Origin of the sequence: Dyadobacter soli (assembly GCF_900101885.1) — a bacterium.
GTDB classification, from domain to species: Bacteria; Bacteroidota; Bacteroidia; order Cytophagales; family Spirosomataceae; genus Dyadobacter; species Dyadobacter soli.
In genome coordinates this window covers 83,202-102,030 of sequence record NZ_FNAN01000013.1, presented here as the reverse complement: position 1 = coordinate 102,030, position 18,829 = coordinate 83,202, and the positions used below count along the sequence as shown (strand labels likewise).

Sequence of the window (18,829 nt, the reverse complement as noted above, 5' to 3'; positions counted from 1 at the left end):
GCGCTTTTTCACCCATGCTTTGCCTATTTCTGCACGAGCGCAAACTGCGAGGGCGATTTCCCGGTGTGCTGTTTGAAAACCTGATTAAAAGTGGATTTGGAACTGAACCCCGCGTCGAGTGCAAGGCCGAGGATGGTTTTGTGCTGTTCGGCCGGGTCGGCCAGTTTACGGATCACTTCTTCGACACGGAAGCTGTTGACGTAACCATTGAAACTGGTATTGAAATTCGTGTTGATCAGGTACGAAATGTAGCGAGGCGGCAATTGCAGATGCGCAGCCAGGTCATCGAGCGTAAGCCCCGACCGCGTGTGAAGCTGGTCCTGCATGAATGCATTCGCTAACCGTCGAAGCTCGGCCGGGTCGTCATAACGGGCGAAATCCGGTCGTTCGGCGGGCTTTTCTTTGGGCAAAACGGGCAGCATGAAAAATTCCGGCGTAATGTAGCCGATGTAACCCAAGCCAAAGAGGCAAAGGGCCAGTAACACCTCGATCCCGGAGAACACCGGCCATTCGAGGATCACACCGGCGATCCACAGGAACGTCAAGAGCATCAGGAAGCCGAAAAGGCCGTAAAACCGGAAGTAAATAGCAACGCTGGAAACGGTCGACTGCTTTTTCCAGCCCGCATGAAAACCGTGCAATTTGTAAGCGTAAACAGCCAGCACCGCGATCATCCCGATAATGGGCAATATCTCGGTTGCGAAAAACCAGGCCGGGTTGTCGAGCAGCGAAGGTAATTCGATGCCTGTGTGCCGCCGGTAAGCCTGCCATATGCACCGGATGATAATCTCCACCGCCACCGGCGCGAAAAAGAGGCTGTGCCGGGGCTTGAAAACGTAATCCGGTTCGGTGGTGAGTCGTACGAAAAACCAGGTAGCGATCGTAAGCAGCAGGTAACTCTGGAAATTCCAGAACGGAAAAGCATCGGGCTGGCTGTGGTAACGCAGTTGCATGGCCCACGCATTGAGCAGTTCCTCGCTGAGTACCAGCAGGATCAGCCCGAGAAAGAGACTGGCCCGCCTGCCTTTGATGCCTTTTGCGATCAAAGACAGGCTCAGGACAAACCCCTGCCCGGAGGCGAGAAGATATGCGATTGCTTTCCAGTTATCCATTACGATCGATCCGCGGTTATCCGTGCGGAGCGAATTAAATGGATTTCAATGCCGTATCCTAACATAACAACGTTATTCGCTCCGCAAACTTTTCACCGGGTTGAGCATCGCGGCGCGCAGGCTCTGGAAGCTGACTGTCAGCAATGCAATGGCGGTCATGAGCAGCCCGGCCGCCAGGAAAAGCCACCACGAAATGGAGATTTTGAACTCGAAATTCTGCAACCATTGGTTCATCAGGTACCAGGCAACGGGCGAAGCGATGGCGATTGCCAGTACGACCGGTTTGAGAAAATCCTTCGAAAGCAGGCCTACAACGCTGCTTACCGACGCACCGAGCACTTTTCTTACACCAATTTCCTTGGTCCGCTGCTCGGCGGTAAATGTGGCGAGACCGAAAAGCCCCATGCTGGCTATGAGTAATGCTAGAATCGTCGCTGCCTCTATCAAGCGGGCTGTGCGCGTTTCCGACTGGTAGGCCTTGGCGAGCGTTTCATCCAGGAAACTGTATTCAAACAAGTGATCAGGATATACCGCCGTCCAGGCTTTCTCTATATCTGCCAATGCGGTTTGAATGGAAGCGGTGCTCGCATTTTCGTTTTGTAGTTTGATACCCGCCTGGTAATAATTGTTCGGTACGATCTGGATCAGCGTCGGGTCGATTTTCTGGTGGAGCGAATTGACGTGGAAATTGCGGACAACCCCCGCGATGGTGGCAAACTCGTTGCCGTCTCCGAAATACACCCGTTGCCCGATAGCCGCACGCGGGTTGGTGATACCGATCCTGCCGAGGAATATTTCGTTAACCAAAATCCTGAAATTGGTCGTGTCGCTGTCTTTCAGCGGCTCGCCGGCCAACATTCGAATGCCGTAAGTATCGAGGTAATGCGAGTCGCCCATTTTCATCTGGGATTTGACCTGGACCACCTTGGGCCCCTCACGGTATTCCATTCCCTGCATCCAGTTGCTTTCCGCCGAAGCGCTGTTGAATGAAAAACTCACGTCCTTAATCTGCGCCGACCGGGTCAGCTCGTTGCGGAGCGTTTGCAGCTTTTCGGGCTTGTTATCGGGCAATCCCACGGTGATAATCGCCGATTTATTGAACCCGAGATCGGCATTGCGGAAGAAATCCAGCTGCCGGTCGATGAGCATTGCACAGCAGATCAGCACGAGCGAAACGGTAAATTGCACCACTACCAGCCCTTCGCGCATGGAAAACCACTGTCCGGTACGTGGCACCGCGTTATTTTTGAGTGTCCAGATCGGTGCCATCCCCGACAGGCGCAATGCAGGATAGACGCCTGCCAGCAAGGTGGTTAACACCAATAAAACAAGGGTAAACAGCGCGATTTGCGGCGTTAAAAGGTCGTCCAACGTAAGCGGAATGGCGAGTGCCGCGGCGAGTACCGGCAGTAGTAATATGCTTAGTATCAGGGAAATGACTCCGGCAAAGAATGTAATGAGTCCCGCTTCGGCCAGGAACTGGTAAATCAATGCTTTTCGGTTACTGCCGATGGCTTTGCGGATACCTATTTCCTTCGCGCGTTTGAATGCCCGCGCGGTGCTGAGGTTGATGAAATTGAAACAGGCGATCAGCAGTACGAGCACGCCGATAGCGGAAAGTGTTTTCAGCAAGCCTGTATTGGCAGTCCGGCCGCCCAGATTACCCGCGTAATGTATTTCAGATAAACGATTGAGCTTGAACCGCTTATCAGCCAACATTTCCTTACCCATATATTTCAAGACCACATCCTCGAAACGCCCGGTCAGTTGCGCCGCGTCGATGCCCTTTTTTAACAACACATAAACCTGGTAATTGTCATTCCAGCCGTTCCAACGGTTGTCGTCAAAGCCCGGATCGAGTTGTTTCACAGTTCCGAAAGACACGAGCATATTGAATGGGAAACTGGTTGTGACCCGGTAATTCTCCACCACGCCCGTAACCGTCAGGTCCTGCGCATTATCCACCCGGATTGTTTTTCCAAGGGCATCCACCGTTCCAAAATATTTCTCCGCGTAAGCGCGTGTCAGCACGATGGTACCCGGCTGCGAGAGCGCTCGGGCGGGGCTGCCCGCTATCCAGGTGTAATCGAGCGTGCGAAAAAGGGCATTGTCCGCAAATACGAACGATTCCCTGAATTTCTTCTCCCCGGCCGCCATTGTGCGCCCGCCAGTTTGCATCACCGGTGCGATGATTTCCGCTTCCGGCAGGTCGGCGCGCAATGCATTACCCATGCCGGTATAGGTGCCCGGGTAGGTATGGTTTTCTTTGATGTTTTCCGTTTCGACCCGGTAAATGCGCTCGAAGTTCGACTGCGACAGATCGTAGCTCGTTTCGTGCTGCACTACCATAAATAGTAATATCGTGCAAGCCATCCCGACAGCAAGGCCGGTTACATTGATAAACGAATAGCCTTTACCGTTAAAAAAGCTCCTGAGAGCGATAGTTAAGTGGTTTCTGATCATGACCGGGCAGGAAGTTTTAGTTCGCTTCGCGAACTACCAATGCCATGCCAGTTTTGTAAAACCTTCATTATCAATCAATAACAATCATACCGAGGTGATTCTTTCAAAGAAAACCGTCCGCTTTCGAACGCGGCGCGTGCCAAAACGGACATGACTAAACGGCGGAAAGCAGCCGCAACAGCCTTGAAGCAACCTTTATGCGACCCGACCGTTTAATAACTAATTCTACAAATAACCCGAATAAGTAAGTAAAAAATAAATGTGCGGTTACTTCTGCTGCAAACGATATATATCACCATGAACATCACAGCATCATGTCTTACCTCCATGCCCCACGCCTGATATTTACGGGCGATTTCCTTTCAGATGTCAGCACGGTTAACAACGATCCGGCGCATTACAACAACAAAACTTTCCAACCGAGCTTCCAGGAGCCCTCATTGCCCGGCCAGAGCGGGACTAATGGCTGGTGGAACCCCGAAGGCGGCGCGGTTTTCGATTTCCGGGATTGTACGGTCAAACAAATTTTCCTGCCCGACGGCACCACGCAGGCTAATGCTGCCGAAGACATCATCATCGGTCAGGCCGTGGTAGGCGCCGAGGGACGTCCCACCGGCAAGATGGTCGATCTCGACCCTGACGCCCAGATGTACTCCGCATTATGGTGCGTGCAGCTACGCATTTGCACGGCCAATGGCGACCTGCTTTTCAAAGGTGATATTTCCACGACCAGCTTCCGGGACATCCAGCCCCGTCAATTGGCAGGTGCCAAAATCAATGGCCAGCCGCTGGGCGCGACCTGGACTTCGGTGATCACCAATATCGTATGGGGCGAAATGGCCGATCAGTCGGCATTCCTGCGCACGTTACGCGCCACTACGCAAGGCGACAAGCTGGCGATCAACATGAATCCCTTCGGCTACTACTACAATCATAACGAAGGAAGGTTTTCACTGGGCAGGCTCATGGGTTCGATCGGGCCCTATTTCGAAGGCGAACCCATTACCTTTTCGCCTTCGCGGCGTTTGTACGGCATTTACATGGCGCCCAATGCCCAGAGGACGTATTTCAGCGTGACGAATTTTCTGGTAGAACAGGACAAAAAGCGCGTCAGCGCCGACTTTGGCGCCAGTATGCCGGTTTCCGATGCGGAGGGTACCGTTACTTATAACCAGGACCTGCGCCTCGCCGTAAGCAAAGTACCGCAAGCGGGGTTTGTCAGCGAATACACCCATGCCTACTATATCCTGCCGGAGGATATGATCGAAATCGGCACGCTGGAATACCGATCGGACCCGGAATGGCTGATCCAAACCGGCGGAATCGTGTCATTCGACAACCTGCCGGACGAGACGATGAATACCCTGCGGAATAACCAGCTGCTCCTGGTAGCGCCTTCCACCACCATGCCGGGCCATTTTGTGATTATGGCGCGCGAGGCTATCGACGGCCTCGTGGCCAGGGCGGATAACTTTGTATTGAGACTGGATACCGACCAGTCGACGCAAGTGGATTTCTACGCCTACCAATGGGGTGTGCCATTACCCAAGGAAGGCATCAACGTCACGCTCGACCCGCCTACCGCCAATACGCCGCTGGGCCCCAATAACCCGATTTCCATTGTGTACGGCAACAATTTTCCGGCAGACGGACTTACGTTCGACGGCCAGCTCGCGACCGACGGGAACGGGAAGGTGCAAATGCAGCTGACGGGCAATGCGATCCACAGTCCGCGCGTGTATATCGACGGGCAGATTTACAATATCACTTACCAGACAGCCACCCCGGACCCTGCATTTGCCCCGGAGAGCATCGTCGTCCATCTGCGCGACTATTTCCAGGCATTGACCACCCCCGTTTGGGACGATATTTCGGAGATAATGACGCAATACGCCAACCTTTACCCGATCATGAGCAAGTATGTCGCAAATCTGGCCGACCCGCAAGCCCTGATCGAGAAGAAGAAAATTATGCTCTTCGCATTTTCGCGGGATATCAACGACACCATGCATATGCCCGTGACGCGCGACCTGTCCGACGCCAAGCGCAATACCATTCTGGCCTGGCTCAACAACCCGCAGATCACCGGCAGCCCAACGCATCAGCGAGAGGCTTTGCAACTTTCGGCAACCAACCCGACTGCGCCCGGTACGGCTCCTACCAAAAAGCAGGCCGAATATATCGAGGCCGTAAAGGCAAAGAACGGCTCGTTCCCGGGCTTCCGCGATGTGCCCAATTTATTTGAAAATCTCTGATCAACAGCTTAAAATTTATTCACCATGCTACAAATAGATTCAACATATATCGAGAAGGCATTGACGGCCAATGCATTGGAAGAGCTTTACCCGCTGCTGCAAAAGGCCATCGAGCTGGAACATTCTACCATACCGCCCTACCTCACGGCGATGTTCTCGCTGAAACCCGGTACTAATCCCGAGCAGCGCCAGATCATCCATTCGATCGTGATAGAGGAAATGCTGCACATGACCATCGCTGCCAATATCCTGAATGCACTGAAAGGCGAGCCGGTGATAGACAAGAGCGATTTTGTGCCGGAATACCCCGGCCCGCTGCCGATGGGCATTGGCAACGGACTCATCGTGGGCCTGGAAAAATACTCGCCGCATGTCGTTAAGAAGGTGTTCATGGAAATTGAAGAACCGGAAAATCCGATTGTTTTCAAATCGGTGAGCCTGGAAGCACTGCCTACATTCAGCACGATCGGCCAGTTTTACCAGGCCATTCAGCAGAAGATCGACGAACTGGCGCCCGATGATCTGCCCGGCGACCAGGCGAAGCAGGTTACCTCGTCCTTCTTCCCGTCCAATGAGCTCTTTCCAATTCATACCAAACAAAACGCGATCGACGCCATTAATATCATTATCGAGCAAGGCGAAGGCACTTCCACCTCCCCGCTCGACCAGGACGACGAGCTCGCGCATTATTATCGTTTCGAGGAGTTGTACAAAGGTAGAAGGCTTGTGAAGGACGAGCATGCCGAAAATGGCTATTCATTCTCCGGGCCGGTGATTCCGTTCACGCCAGCGGACGTTTTTCCATTGTTTCCCAATACTAAAACCAGCATGCTTCCTGCTGGCAGCGAGGAATTGAATCGGATGAATGAGTTCAATGGGAGCTACTATTCATTGCTCGCGGGACTGCATACGACCTTCAACGGCCATCCCGAAAACCTCGACAACACCGTGGGCGTCATGTACGACCTCAAACTGACCGCCCAGAAGCTGTGCGCAATGCCATTCCCCGGCAAACCCGGTTACACGATCGGGCCGTCGTTCGAGTTCATTGTTCCTGCGGGAAGTTAAGTGGTGTTAAAAAGAAACCCGACGGCGCTGAGATCATGCGCCGTCGGGTTTTTGAATGGCTTATTTTCCTTCAAATGCCTTTTTCAGAGGGGCTATTTCCAGCCGCTTCATTGGCAGCAATGCCTGCGTAACCCGGTTAAGCTCTTCGCGGGAGGCATTTACCATCATTTCTTCCAGTTCAATGGGCGTGATTTGCCACGATACCCCGAATTTATCCTTGATCCATCCGCATTGCTCCGCTTCGGGTACCGCCGATAGTTTTTGGGTAAAATAATCCATTTCCTGCTGATCGTCGCAGTTCACGACGATGGATACGCCTTCGTCGAAATTGAATTTATGGACATGCCCGCTATCCATCGCGGTAAACCACGAATCTTCCAGTTTGAAATCCGCGAACATCACCGTACCGGGCTTGTCCGGCCCCGGGCCGCCCTCGGGGTAGCGGTGAATCGAGCCCAGTTTCGAGTTTTTGAAGACGGAACAATAGAAATTGATCGCTTCCTCGGCCCGGCCGCATTGCTCGCCCACAAACAGCAGCGAGGTAATGATCGTCGGCCTCGGCTCTCCTTCCGGATTGGTGAGAATGAGCTGCCATGAAACCCCGTATTTGTCCTGCACCCAGCCATACCGCTTGCTGAACGGATATTCGTCGATCGGCATCAGCGCGCTCCCATCTTCCGACAGCTTGTTCCACACCTCGTCGATTTTCTCCCGCGCAGCCTCCTGCGAACCGCCAAAAAACAGCGCGTCGAAGTTAACCATGAAGGAAATGGATGGATTGGGTTTGAAGATCGGGCCGGCGCTGATCGCCATGAACTTCTGGCCCCAGAGCTCGAAAATGACCATATCCGCGTCGCCCGACGGCGTGTCTTCCATACGTGTAATGCTGGTAACCCGCGATTCCGGGAATATCGATGCGTAAAATTCTGCCGCTTCCGCAGCTTCCTTGTCAAACCATAAATGCGGGACGATTTTCTGCATGACCTTTTCGTTTTTGATGAATGCCTTAACGAGCGTACTGACAGCGGTGTTTAAAAATAGATAATTTCCGGGCCAGACGCTACCGGTATCGCGCTATCCATCATAAAAAAGCCCTGCTCCCCGGCCGGATAAGGCGGAGAACAGGGCGGGAAAATGACTGCAAATCTCGCGATCAGACCGCTTCCAATGCTTTCTGAGCAGCCTGGATTGCCAGTTTCGCCAGCTCGGGAGCCAGTTCCTCGAAGAAGTCTTTCAATTTTTGCCCGAACAGGTACGCCTGCCATTCCGACGACGTTTTGGCTTCCTTGATGTCGAGGTAAATTCCGTCCGCGTCGATCCGGAGGATAATGTTCTGCTCCATACCGCGGGGAAAAATGATCTCGGCGAGCTGCCTGGTAGTATAATGGTCACGGTACACGATTTTATCCTGATCGTCATCACCCATCACCCGGTTGATCCGCAGACCGGCGCCCGGGTCGCCGCTGTGGTTCTGTGCTGCCGAATAGGCGCAAATCACGCGGGCTTTGGGCTTTCCGTCTTTATCGCCGCCGTCGGGAATACCGCAGCCGCCCGCCACGAGATGCGCACCGGCTTTGATGATAACCTGCTGGCCGCCGTCATTTTTGCCCACGGGCTTGTCGGTGACAAAATCCCGGTACTCGCCCTCATTGTCGGTGTCGTGGCACCAGATAATGTAATCTTCGTCGGTGTTGTTCTTGATTTCGTTGATCCAAGAAATGTTCCTGCTCATGCGTCTATGGTTTAAAGGTTTGACATTGCGATTCCAAATGCAGCACGGCCTTAACCGCGGCATTGCGCTGGAAATTATTCACGAGAGGAAGGTCGATTCGGACGGGGCAAGCTGCGTTTTTTGTAACCGCTACTGGCCGTAAAAGTGAATTTTGATTCAGAAAAACGCAAAAAAATGGGACGGACGCCGCTGTCGTGGGATGAATGCGGGAAAGTTTGGGAAGCATCAATGCAGTCCGATTTCTACATTTGGTCAATTTATTTCTATGCTAACAATACCCGAAGTAACTTGCGGCGCAGAATTGGGTGCATTAAATTACCCATTCAAACTGCAAAACGTACGACCTGAACGATGATCAACTTAAAACGAATGCAAAACTGGGCGATGGTGGCCTGCCTCGGCCTCGCATCCTGCGCGGGCTACCAGCGCAGCGACCTCTATTTCGGGAGGGATATTCCGGGAGGCGGCACCGTGAGCGAGCAGCAATGGAAGAATTTCAGCGATAGTGTGATCAGCACCTATTTCCCCGAAGGTTACACGGAATGGGACGCCAACGGCCGTTGGAAGGATACCGATACGAAACAAACCATCACCGAGCCGACCAAAGTCGTGACGTTTTTCGGCAAAAAAACCAAAGAAAGAAGCGCCGCGCTCGACAGCATTGCGCAACGTTACCTGCGCCGTTTCCGTCAGCAAAGCGTGCTGCGTACCGACATCCGATCCAATGTGAAATTCATCAACAAAACGCCCTGACCGACTGGCGGAAATTGCTGGCGGCTGGCATAGTTTTAGCGGTACAATTAATATGAAATCAATAACCAACACATAGTTTATTATGAAAAAAGTGATGATAACCGCGGTAATCGCATTGTTGTGCGCAGCTTCCGCATCCTATGCCCAAAGCACAACCAGCTCCACCGACAAATCCAAAACGACCAAGGCAACCGGCCAAGGCATAAAAACGCCAACCCCTGAGACCGAGAAAAAAAGTCCCGGACCATCGGATAAGCCCAATCCGACCGACCAGGTAGCGCAGAAAAGCAGTGAAGGTGACGGCAGCAACCGCCCGGGCGGTGCTACGCATGAAAATGCCAACGATGTGGGCCGGTATTCGGAACAGGCGCATGCCAATTCAATGCTCTTTTCCAAAGAAGCCATTGAAATCCGTCGCAAAAACCTCACAGAGACGGATAACTCCGTAAAAGAAGGCAGCGGCTCGTCGCCCAGAAACACGAAAAACCACACCGGCACGACCGGCAATTACCGGAACCTGGCTACACAAACCAGCGGAACGCCATCCGCCGAATAGAACCACAGTTATCGGCTCATTAAAAAACCCCGGATGCTGTTCCGGGGTTTTTTGTTTGTATTTCAGGCGTTCTGATCCGTTTTGAGTTTTTCTAAAATCCGAAGGATCGTCGTGTCTTCCACGGCATTCGATTCGTTATCGTGGTTGTGAAATTCTTCCAGCTTCCGTTTGCGTTTCGTGTCACTGATTCCCCTTTCCATTTTCTGGTGATATTCTTCCAGTGACCGGCAATAGTAATGATTGAGCTGGATCGTATCCACGCTTACGTCGGCCACTGCTTCTTCAATGGGCACGAAATGTTCGTTCACACAGGAAAACCCGGGCTTGAATTTGAAACAATGCGATTTATAAGCCGACCGCACGTGGCGGGGCTGCACAATGCTTTTGATATGGCGGTTAGGCGGGAAAGAAATTTCCGATCGCCTCGTGAAATTCTGCAACTGGCTACCGGCCGGTTTACTGATATGATTGTTTGAACCAAATATCAGCCACGACAGCCCTAACCCTCCGTAATTCTCATATTTTTCAAGGAATTCGGGCAGGTTCGCGCTCTCGTTTTTCGGCACAATAAATTCATCCATATCAATGAATGCGATCCATCTTGATTTATAACCAAAGTTATCGAGGCAATGCTGGTAGGCCTTCACATGCATGTTCTGCCCGGGAATACGCGTAACCGTCACGAAACCGGCATAACCCAGCGCATCGATCAGCTCTTTGACGGGCGTCTTGCTGCCATTATCGTAAATATAGCAGTGCCCGGCCCCTATTTTCCGGTGATAATCCAGCCATTCGGGCAGGTAATCGTTTTCGTCTTTGACAATGCAGCAAACGGATAAATAATACTCAGGTTCAGCCTTTTGGTCAATATCGGAGCTACGGAATTTGGAAAGCAGTTTTTGAATGGAAAACATAAATGGCTAATGAGATTTTGTCGATGACGTGTGCCAAAGTTATTGCTTATTGACCGGAATATTCAAGCCGGCTTTAACGATATCGAGTACGATACTGGTTTTGAAGTTTTTAACATTATTGTTCCCGAAAAACAACTGCTGCGTCAGTTCTTCATATTCTTTCATACTGTAAACCACGAGGATCAAGATAAAATCGACATCGCCCGTTACGTAATAGCATTGCTGCACCTGCGGCGTGCCGCTAAAAATTTCCTTCGCCTGCCGCACGATCTCCACCTTCTCGACTTCCATTTTCACTTCCGTAAAAATCGTGATCGGACGGCCGAGTTTCTCCGGATCGAGTACCGAAATATCCGCCCGGATGACACCCGTTTCGCGAAGCCGCTTGATGCGCCGCTGTACCGCCGGCGCCGATAGCCCGATCCGCTCCCCTATGTCCCGCTGGGGCGTGGTGTTATCCGTTTGGAGGATCGAAAGAATGGAAATGTCGAATGCGTCGAGTGCGATCATAATGACTTTTTGACGAAACAAAATTGCAAATATGCCCCGAAAATCGAGGAAAAATTACGCCTTGCCGAAACTAATTTTGCGTGACAATCTTAATTCTATCAGTTCAAAATGCAAAATCAGGCGGGGAAGGGAATCGCTATGGTGCTTATCGCAGCCAGTTTGTGGGGCGTATCGGGTACATTCAGTCAGTTTTTATTTCAGCAACAACACATCAGCGTCGAATGGCTGATGTCGGTCCGAATGCTCGTATCCGGCATTGCCCTCGTGGCCATCAGCGGCCTTCGGAAAAATGCCGACACCCTGGCGCCCTGGAAGGACAAGCGCGACGCACTCCGCCTTCTATCTTTCGGTATCCTTGGAATGCTGACGGTGCAGTACACTTATTTCGCGGCTATCAAACATTCCAATGCCGCCACCGCCACCATCCTGCAATTCACCAGCCCCATTATGATCGCCGTTTATCTGGCCGTCAAATTCAGGAAACCTTTGCGGCCGCTCAACCTGGTAGCCATCGCCGTCGCCATGCTCGGCACTTTCCTGCTCGTCACCCACGGTAAGCCCGGCGAACTCGCCATTTCGGGCACAGCGCTCGCGTGGGGCATCGCCTCCGCCGCGAGCCTGGCCATGTACACCATCCAGCCTGAATCGCTCCTGAAACGATACCACGAGACGACCATCATCGGATGGGGCCTGCTCATCGGCGGCATCGGCATCTCGCTCGTACGCGCCCCCTGGCACACCGACGGCCTCTGGGACGCGCATACCTACGCCTACACCGCATTCGTCGTCCTCTTCGGCACCCTTATCCCATTTTACGCCTACCTCACCGGCGTAAAACACATCGGCGGCCAGAAAGCCAGCCTCCTCACCTCCGCCGAACCCCTGTCTGCCGCCGTGCTATCCGTCAGCTGGCTCGGCGTGCCGTTTTTGGTGATGGATTACATTGGCGCGGGGTTGATTATTTCGACGGTGTTTTTGCTGGCGATGGAAAGGGAGGTGGTGGCGGAGCCGCCCGGGGTGTGACAGGTTGGCGGCACGAGGGCATTATGACGACAAGTAAATGCCATCAGGCATGCAACATTGGTAGCATAACCTAAACATCGCCATTTCCATAAATGCCCCCTGGGCATGTAACGACATCGCCCAAGCTTGCACCGTCGTTACATCCCTGACGGGATTTCGTCAGATTTGTCTGGTACCATTTTGCTACCAATATTACATCGCTACGCGATTTGTCACGGCGCGTTTTCCCTAGCCGAATCACTTACCTTGTCTCTTCTCGGCTGATTTGACTTGCCAACCTTCCCTGCACCGCCCCCTCTTCGACCGTTAAATCAATCCCCAAAGCGTCCAGCGGTAAGTTTATCATCTAAACTACTTGTACAAATAAATTCTACGATTTTGTACAGTATTTTATCCAACCTATCACTTCAAAACGCTTTATGGCAGACTTGGAACTTTGGAATAACAACAATTACAGCGGTGGAAGCGACTCTTATAATGGCGCACAGGGCCAGGATAATATCGATGCCAACAACGATTCGCTGAAAACCGGGGATGCCTGGGTGATCGTTTTTGATCAGACCAGCTACAACGGAAACCTTTGGATGATTCCCCCAAATACGCCGGAAAGCGACTTGAACCACGTTGAACGCGTCAACCAATCGGGCGGAAACGAGGGGGTATGGAAGAATGCGATTCAGAGTTTCATCATTTATAAGCAGGAGCCGTCGTTCTGGACTACCACGTCGTGGCCGAGCAGGAGCCAGCTGACCGACCTGAACCTGAACCAGGTGTTATTTGGTGAAAACAGTGACTACCTGGGCGATAGCGGTGTTTTTACCGGTCCATACAATGCGGGCTCATTGTCGGATATCGGCTGGCCCGACAGCGATAAAATGAGCGGCACGGGCAGCGTCTCGTCCCTGAAAACGGGACCGAATGCGTGGCTGATCATTTTCGACCAGACTGATTTCGAAGGTAATTTTTCGAAAATTGCCCCTTACGTCCCTTACTCGGACCTCAACGAGGTCGGTCGCTTCAATCTCGACGGCACCGAAGTAGGCGATTGGAACGATCAGATCCAGTCGTTCCTGCTCTATACGTATGAGCCGGAATTCTGGAATACTTCTTACTCCCGCCCCTACGTCGATTTTTCGACGTTTTACAATCTCTACCCCTATCCTTCGAGCAGCGAAAGCGACAACAAGGTGGTGTACATGGTGGAGGATTCTACTTATACCATTGATTGCCCGGAGTTTACCGAACAGTCAGCCAAACAATCGCTTTCCAGCTACGACGACGATAATACCACCAACCTTCCCACGAACGGTTGGACGAAATATTCGATGAGTCTGAAGCATCAGAACCCCGCGTTTTCGTTTGACGATACCTGCAATTTCGACGCCTATTTCGACAACACCGGCTCGCTGGTCTCGATCCAGCATTATGATATGAATCTGAACGGTGCCTACCAGATTTCCGATGCGGTGATCGATGCCGTGGATTTCGAGGCCTGGATGCTCGGTACCACGGGCGCCATTGAGAGTTTTGGCGTTTCAGAAGAAGCAGCCGAGGCATTTGTGGAGGTTTTCGATTTTGTAACGGCCGCATTCAACAAGTTTTCGGCTGCGATTTACAAGATAACCGACAATGGCGGGCAGTTCTATTTCCTGCCGGTAGTTTGCCATACGATCAACCGTTTGTGCACAACGGTAGCCAAGCCCTTCAACACAACCATTTATTCGAACTCGGGCGACCCACGCGAAAACTACACGATGGCATTCGATAACGGAAGTTTCCCTGGGAGCCTCAATTCCAGGATAGGGAATGGTTCTGTGCAAAACTGGCAACAGGAAAACAGCCTCGACGGCGGCACCTACCCCTTCGATCAGGCTTCGGAATATTTTTACGAGTCGTGCCCGTTCCGCACCTGGTACCAGGAATCGTCCGTTTCGGCGCAGCTCGGGATATTTGTTTCATGTAAAATCGACTACGAGATTGGCGACAATTCCAAAGACGACCATATTATCCTGCTCATGGGTTTTCAAATTCCTGCTACCGCAGGCGAAAAACCGACGTTAACCTTCGCACAGGCAACTGTCCAGTTTACCGATGGCTCGAATGCGAACATCATCACCCCGCCGTACAATAACGTTGCCGACACATCGTCGGAATATTACACTACGGATATTATCAACGCTATTTACGAATACCTCTGCGGCCAGCTCTCCGGCGTGAGCATGAGCAGCGATCAGCACGGCCGTCAGTACATTGATGCCGTCACCCAAGCGAACATGCAGGCGATCTGCGATTGCGTGAGTTTTAGTTAAAAGTCTCGCATGGGCGTACAGGTTTCCCCGCTTACGCCCATGCGGACATTACCCGGTCGGGGGATTTTTTTGCTAACTTTGGTAAATGCATACCGAATTTGAAAACTACCTGGCTGCGCAAACCGATCTGTCGCTCGATACGATCAGGCATATTGAAAGTACGGCTGCATTACGGCAACTGAACAGGAACGAGGTGCTGCTGAGTGCAGGGGAAATTTGCAGACACAAAGTATTCATCGCCAGCGGAATGCTCCGGTCATACCACCTCCGCACAGACGGCAGCGAGCATATCCTGCAATTTTCTCCGCAGCACAGCTGGACGCTCGATGTGGAGAGCTACGACAAGCAAGCCCCGTCGCTGATCAACATCGAGGCCGTGGAGCGGAGTACCGTTTTGCTTTGGACCAAACCGGATTTCGACAAGTTGCTGAAAGAAATTCCGGCGCTCAAAAAGTTCTCGGAAGCACTCATTGCCCGCACCATTTACCATAACCGCAACCGCATCCTGACGATCCTGAGCGGCACGCCGGAGGAGCGTTACGCCGATTTTATCACCGCCTACCCCGATTACCTGGCACGGTTACCCCTGCGGATGGTGGCCGCCTACCTCGGCATTTCCCTCAAAACCCTCACACGCATACGCCACGCACAGCGCGAGGCCCGGATTATGGACAAATGACCTTGTTTGCCCGTGTGGGGTATTTCAATTTTGCATCGAACAAAATTGAGACAATATGCGCGTATTCTTAACCGGGGCCTCGGGATTTGTAGGCTCCGCTATCCTGAATGAACTGTTAAAGCACGGCCACGAAGTACTCGGCCTCGTTCGCTCCGACAATGCGGTAGCCCAACTGAAAGCCGCCGGCGCAACGCCGCTCCAAGGCGATGTAAACGATCCTGAAATATTGCGTCGGGGAGTGGCTGATTCCGATGCAGTTATTCACACGGCGTTTAATCACGATTTTTCGCAGTTCAAAGCCAGCTGCGAGGCCGATCGGAAGATCATTGAAACGCTGGGCGATGCATTGGCGGGCTCGGACAAGCCGCTTGTAGTAACCACTGGAATGGGCCTGCTGCGCTACGACAGGCCTGTGACCGAGGACGATGCACTGAATGTGCAGTCCGACCAGATCCCGCGTGCGGCTACCGACGAGGCGGCAAATGCCGTGGCTACCAAAGGTGTGGACGTGTACCTCGTGCGCCTGCCCCCGAGCGTGCATGGCGCTGGCGATCATGGCTTTGTACCTATTATAATTGGTATGGCCAAAGAAAAAGGGGAATCTGCTTACGTGGGCGATGGCAGCAACCAATGGCCCGCCGTACACCGGCTGGACGCTGCCGTACTGTACCGGCTCGTCGTCGAGAAACGCCCGGCGTTGAAAGTCCTGCACGCGGCAGCGGAGGAAGGCGTTCCGTTCCGGGAAATCGCCGGGGCGATCGGAACGGGGCTTGGGCTGCCTGTCGTAAGCAAAACCGGCGACGCGGCGACCGCGCATTTCACCTGGTTCGAGCATTTTGCGGCCATCGGCTGCGTGGCATCCAGCGCGAAAACCCGCGCTGCGCTTGGCTGGGAAGCGACCGCGCCGGACTTGCTGACCGACATTGCTGCGGCGGGTTATCTAAGCGATTTATAGCTCGTCCCGTGACCCCGATTCCACCTCCACAATAATTTCATGTGTTAAATCAGGTGACTTGCGTCCTAACAGGCTGAGTGCGCAACGAAATAGATTTTCACTATTGATTTATAGAATTAATTGATTTTGACAATCAAATTCGGTATTATACCTTTATCCCGCTGCACAAATACCAGATGCAGGCAATATGGTTTAACACATGAACTTATCGTAATGGAAAACGGATCAAACGACATTAGCAAATGTCCATTTCACAATGGGACTCTGAATCACAATGCAGGCGGCGGCGGTACACGCAACCGCGATTGGTGGCCAAACCAATTGAAATTGAGCATTCTGCGCCAGCATTCGTCCCTGTCCAATCCGATGGGGGAACAATTCGACTACGCGGAAGCGTTCAAAAGCCTCGATCTGGAAGCAGTTAAAGCAGACTTGCACGCCCTGATGACCGATTCGCAGGATTGGTGGCCGGCCGATTTCGGGCATTACGGGCCATTGTTTATCCGCATGGCGTGGCATAGCGCGGGTACTTACCGCGTGTTCGACGGCCGTGGCGGCGGAGGTTCCGGTCAGCAGCGTTTTGCGCCCCTGAACAGCTGGCCGGATAACGTCAGCCTCGACAAGGCGCGCCGTTTACTTTGGCCTATCAAACAAAAATACGGTAACAAGATCTCCTGGGCCGATTTACTGATCCTGACGGGGAATGTGGCGCTCGAATCGATGGGCTTTAAAACCTTCGGTTTCGCAGGCGGACGTGCGGATGTGTGGGAAGCCGACGAAGACGTATATTGGGGATCGGAAACGACCTGGCTCGGTAACGACCGCCGCTATGCGCACGGCAAACCCGGCCCGGCAGACCATGCGGTACTACCTGCGGACGAGAATGCCGACGGCAACATTCACTCGCGCCACCTCGAAGAACCGCTCGGCGCGGCGCATATGGGCCTTATTTATGTAAATCCCGAAGGTCCGGACGGCAACCCCGACCCTATCGCAGCTGCCCGCGACATCCGCGACACGTTCGGCCGGATGGCGATGAACGACGAAGAAACCGTAGCGCTGATCGCCGGTGGCCACAGCTTTGGAAAAACACACGGTGCGGCGCCTTCCGACCATGTGGGCGCAGAACCCGAAGGTGCCGATCTCGCACACCAGGGACTGGGCTGGAACAACAGTTTCGGTTCGGGTAATGGTGCCGACACCATCACAAGCGGCCTGGAAGTGACCTGGACTACGACGCCTACTCAATGGAGCAACAATTTCTTCGAAAACCTCTTCGCATTCGAATGGGAGTTGACCAAGAGCCCCGGCGGCGCGCATCAATGGGTAGCGAAAGATGCCGGTGACATTATCCCCGACGCTTACGACAGCTCGAAAAAGCACCGCCCGACGATGCTCACCACCGATCTTTCGTTGCGCCTCGATCCGGCCTACGAGAAGATTTCAAGGCATTTCCTGGAAAACCCGGACGCATTTGCCGATGCATTCGCCCGTGCGTGGTTCAAGCTCACGCACCGCGATATGGGCCCGCGTGCCCGCTACCTCGGCCCGAATGTACCGGAAGAAGTGTTGATCTGGCAGGACCCCGTTCCGGCAGTGGATCATGAACTGGTGAATGAAAATGACATCGCGGGCCTGAAAGCCAACATTCTCGCGTCCGGTTTGAGCGTTTCGGAACTGGTTTCTACCGCCTGGGCCTCCGCTTCTACATTCCGCGGCTCCGACAAGCGTGGCGGCGCCAACGGTGCCCGCATTGCCCTCGCGCCGCAGAAAAGCTGGAAAGTGAACAATCCGGTTCAGCTGCAAAAAGTACTGGGCGTACTGGGAAGCATTCAGCAGGAATTCAATGGTACGCAGGCGAATGGCAAGAAGGTTTCACTCGCCGACCTGATCGTACTCGCTGGTGCTGCCGCTGTTGAAAAAGCCGCGCAGGATGCCGGACACGCCGTGACGGTACCATTTACACCAGGCCGTACGGATGCGTCGCAAGACCAGACAGACGTTGAATCGGTGGGTTACCTGGAACCACTCGCGGACGGCTTCCGCAGCTACCGCGGCACGAATTCCGGCGTTGCCACAGAAGCATTGCTGATCGACAAAGCACAATTGCTTACGCTCAGCGCGCCCGAAATGACTGTGCTCGTTGGAGGATTGCGGGTGTTGAATAGTAATTTCGATGGTTCCAAGAATGGCGTATTCACACAACGGCCGGGTGTACTCACGAACGATTTCTTCGTGAACCTGCTCGATATGAACACGGCGTGGCAGGCAATGGGCCAGGATAGGGAAACTTACCTCGGTACCGATCGCGCCAGCGGCCAGCCTAAATGGACCGCTACCCGCGCCGACCTCGTATTCGGCTCGCACGCGGAACTGAGGGCGATTTCCGAAATATATGGCAGCTCCGATTCAGGCGAGAAATTCGTCAGGGACTTTGTAGCCGCATGGGCTAAAGTGATGAACCTCGACCGCTTCGACCTGGTTAAGTAAATCCATTCAC

General features: G+C 53.1%; 15 protein-coding genes. 9 read left to right on the top strand and 6 right to left on the bottom strand.

The features are described 5' to 3' along the window. Positions 1-23: 23 nt before the first annotated feature. Together BLQ88_RS21915 and BLQ88_RS21910 are read right to left on the bottom strand one after the other, a co-directional pair. Positions 24-1,112, bottom strand: coding sequence for a helix-turn-helix domain-containing protein (locus tag BLQ88_RS21915; protein WP_090154460.1), 1,089 nt, complete (start codon positions 1,110-1,112; stop codon positions 24-26). Between the two features lie 72 nt (positions 1,113-1,184). Further along, positions 1,185-3,575 carry an ABC transporter permease gene (locus BLQ88_RS21910; RefSeq protein WP_090154458.1) on the bottom strand — a complete coding sequence of 797 codons (2,391 nt, stop codon included), beginning with the start codon at positions 3,573-3,575 and terminating at the stop codon, positions 1,185-1,187. A gap of 314 nt (positions 3,576-3,889) precedes the next feature. On the opposite strand from BLQ88_RS21910, the gene BLQ88_RS21905 reads away from it, so the two are divergent. Together BLQ88_RS21905 and BLQ88_RS21900 are read left to right on the top strand one after the other, a co-directional pair. Beyond that, a complete protein-coding gene (locus tag BLQ88_RS21905; RefSeq protein ID WP_090154456.1) occupies positions 3,890-5,830 on the top strand; it encodes a hypothetical protein in 1,941 nt (646 codons plus the stop codon). Positions 5,831-5,854: 24 nt separating this feature from the next. Next, the gene (locus tag BLQ88_RS21900; protein ID WP_090154454.1) at positions 5,855-6,898 is read left to right on the top strand and encodes a ferritin-like domain-containing protein; all 1,044 of its coding nucleotides are present in this window, start codon (positions 5,855-5,857) and stop codon (positions 6,896-6,898) included. A gap of 60 nt (positions 6,899-6,958) precedes the next feature. Here BLQ88_RS21900 and BLQ88_RS21895 read toward each other — a convergent pair whose 3' ends face one another. Together BLQ88_RS21895 and BLQ88_RS21890 are read right to left on the bottom strand one after the other, a co-directional pair. After that, positions 6,959-7,879: a VOC family protein gene (locus BLQ88_RS21895; protein ID WP_090154453.1), complete on the bottom strand. Its 921-nt coding sequence runs from the start codon at positions 7,877-7,879 to the stop codon at positions 6,959-6,961. Positions 7,880-8,051: 172 nt separating this feature from the next. After that, the gene (locus BLQ88_RS21890; RefSeq protein ID WP_090154451.1) at positions 8,052-8,630 is read right to left on the bottom strand and encodes a hypothetical protein; all 579 of its coding nucleotides are present in this window, start codon (positions 8,628-8,630) and stop codon (positions 8,052-8,054) included. A gap of 351 nt (positions 8,631-8,981) precedes the next feature. On the opposite strand from BLQ88_RS21890, the gene BLQ88_RS21885 reads away from it, so the two are divergent. Together BLQ88_RS21885 and BLQ88_RS21880 are read left to right on the top strand one after the other, a co-directional pair. Further along, on the top strand, positions 8,982-9,383 hold the full coding sequence (locus BLQ88_RS21885) for a DUF3574 domain-containing protein (protein WP_090154449.1): 402 nt from the start codon (positions 8,982-8,984) through the stop codon (positions 9,381-9,383). A gap of 82 nt (positions 9,384-9,465) precedes the next feature. Then, positions 9,466-9,939 (top strand): hypothetical protein, encoded by a 474-nt coding sequence (locus tag BLQ88_RS21880; protein WP_090154446.1) that lies wholly within the window; start codon positions 9,466-9,468, stop codon positions 9,937-9,939. Between the two features lie 62 nt (positions 9,940-10,001). On the opposite strand, the gene BLQ88_RS21875 is transcribed toward BLQ88_RS21880, so the two are convergent. Then, positions 10,002-10,853 carry a glycosyltransferase family 92 protein gene (locus BLQ88_RS21875; protein WP_090154444.1) on the bottom strand — a complete coding sequence of 284 codons (852 nt, stop codon included), beginning with the start codon at positions 10,851-10,853 and terminating at the stop codon, positions 10,002-10,004. A gap of 39 nt (positions 10,854-10,892) precedes the next feature. Further along, on the bottom strand, positions 10,893-11,363 hold the full coding sequence (locus BLQ88_RS21870) for an Lrp/AsnC family transcriptional regulator (protein WP_090154442.1): 471 nt from the start codon (positions 11,361-11,363) through the stop codon (positions 10,893-10,895). 108 nt (positions 11,364-11,471) lie between these two features. On the opposite strand from BLQ88_RS21870, the gene BLQ88_RS21865 reads away from it, so the two are divergent. The 5 genes from BLQ88_RS21865 (at position 11,472) to katG (ending at position 18,819) form a co-directional block, all read left to right on the top strand. Then, positions 11,472-12,386 carry a DMT family transporter gene (locus tag BLQ88_RS21865; protein WP_090154440.1) on the top strand — a complete coding sequence of 305 codons (915 nt, stop codon included), beginning with the start codon at positions 11,472-11,474 and terminating at the stop codon, positions 12,384-12,386. A gap of 419 nt (positions 12,387-12,805) precedes the next feature. Then, positions 12,806-14,695 (top strand): hypothetical protein, encoded by a 1,890-nt coding sequence (locus BLQ88_RS21860; protein WP_090154438.1) that lies wholly within the window; start codon positions 12,806-12,808, stop codon positions 14,693-14,695. Positions 14,696-14,780: 85 nt separating this feature from the next. Beyond that, positions 14,781-15,374, top strand: a complete 594-nt coding sequence (locus BLQ88_RS21855) for a Crp/Fnr family transcriptional regulator (RefSeq protein WP_090154437.1) — start codon at positions 14,781-14,783, stop codon at positions 15,372-15,374. Positions 15,375-15,429: 55 nt separating this feature from the next. After that, complete coding sequence (locus BLQ88_RS21850; protein WP_090154435.1) at positions 15,430-16,329, top strand: SDR family oxidoreductase; 900 nt, start codon at positions 15,430-15,432, stop codon at positions 16,327-16,329. A gap of 213 nt (positions 16,330-16,542) precedes the next feature. Then, positions 16,543-18,819, top strand: a complete 2,277-nt coding sequence (gene katG, locus BLQ88_RS21845) for a catalase/peroxidase HPI (RefSeq protein WP_090154433.1) — start codon at positions 16,543-16,545, stop codon at positions 18,817-18,819. The last annotated feature ends 10 nt before the right edge of the window (positions 18,820-18,829 follow it).

Bases quoted from the DNA above. Each gene is read 5' to 3' on its own strand.
- BLQ88_RS21915 (WP_090154460.1), bottom strand. From the start codon at position 1,112: ATGGATAACTGGAAAGCAATCGCATATCTTCTCGCCTCCGGGCAGGGG.
- BLQ88_RS21910 (WP_090154458.1), bottom strand. From the start codon at position 3,575: ATGATCAGAAACCACTTAACTATCGCTCTCAGGAGCTTTTTTAACGGT.
- BLQ88_RS21905 (WP_090154456.1), top strand. From the start codon at position 3,890: ATGTCTTACCTCCATGCCCCACGCCTGATATTTACGGGCGATTTCCTT.
- BLQ88_RS21900 (WP_090154454.1), top strand. From the start codon at position 5,855: ATGCTACAAATAGATTCAACATATATCGAGAAGGCATTGACGGCCAAT.
- BLQ88_RS21895 (WP_090154453.1), bottom strand. From the start codon at position 7,879: ATGCAGAAAATCGTCCCGCATTTATGGTTTGACAAGGAAGCTGCGGAA.
- BLQ88_RS21890 (WP_090154451.1), bottom strand. From the start codon at position 8,630: ATGAGCAGGAACATTTCTTGGATCAACGAAATCAAGAACAACACCGAC.
- BLQ88_RS21885 (WP_090154449.1), top strand. From the start codon at position 8,982: ATGATCAACTTAAAACGAATGCAAAACTGGGCGATGGTGGCCTGCCTC.
- BLQ88_RS21880 (WP_090154446.1), top strand. From the start codon at position 9,466: ATGAAAAAAGTGATGATAACCGCGGTAATCGCATTGTTGTGCGCAGCT.
- BLQ88_RS21875 (WP_090154444.1), bottom strand. From the start codon at position 10,853: ATGTTTTCCATTCAAAAACTGCTTTCCAAATTCCGTAGCTCCGATATT.
- BLQ88_RS21870 (WP_090154442.1), bottom strand. From the start codon at position 11,363: ATGATCGCACTCGACGCATTCGACATTTCCATTCTTTCGATCCTCCAA.
- BLQ88_RS21865 (WP_090154440.1), top strand. From the start codon at position 11,472: ATGCAAAATCAGGCGGGGAAGGGAATCGCTATGGTGCTTATCGCAGCC.
- BLQ88_RS21860 (WP_090154438.1), top strand. From the start codon at position 12,806: ATGGCAGACTTGGAACTTTGGAATAACAACAATTACAGCGGTGGAAGC.
- BLQ88_RS21855 (WP_090154437.1), top strand. From the start codon at position 14,781: ATGCATACCGAATTTGAAAACTACCTGGCTGCGCAAACCGATCTGTCG.
- BLQ88_RS21850 (WP_090154435.1), top strand. From the start codon at position 15,430: ATGCGCGTATTCTTAACCGGGGCCTCGGGATTTGTAGGCTCCGCTATC.
- katG (WP_090154433.1), top strand. From the start codon at position 16,543: ATGGAAAACGGATCAAACGACATTAGCAAATGTCCATTTCACAATGGG.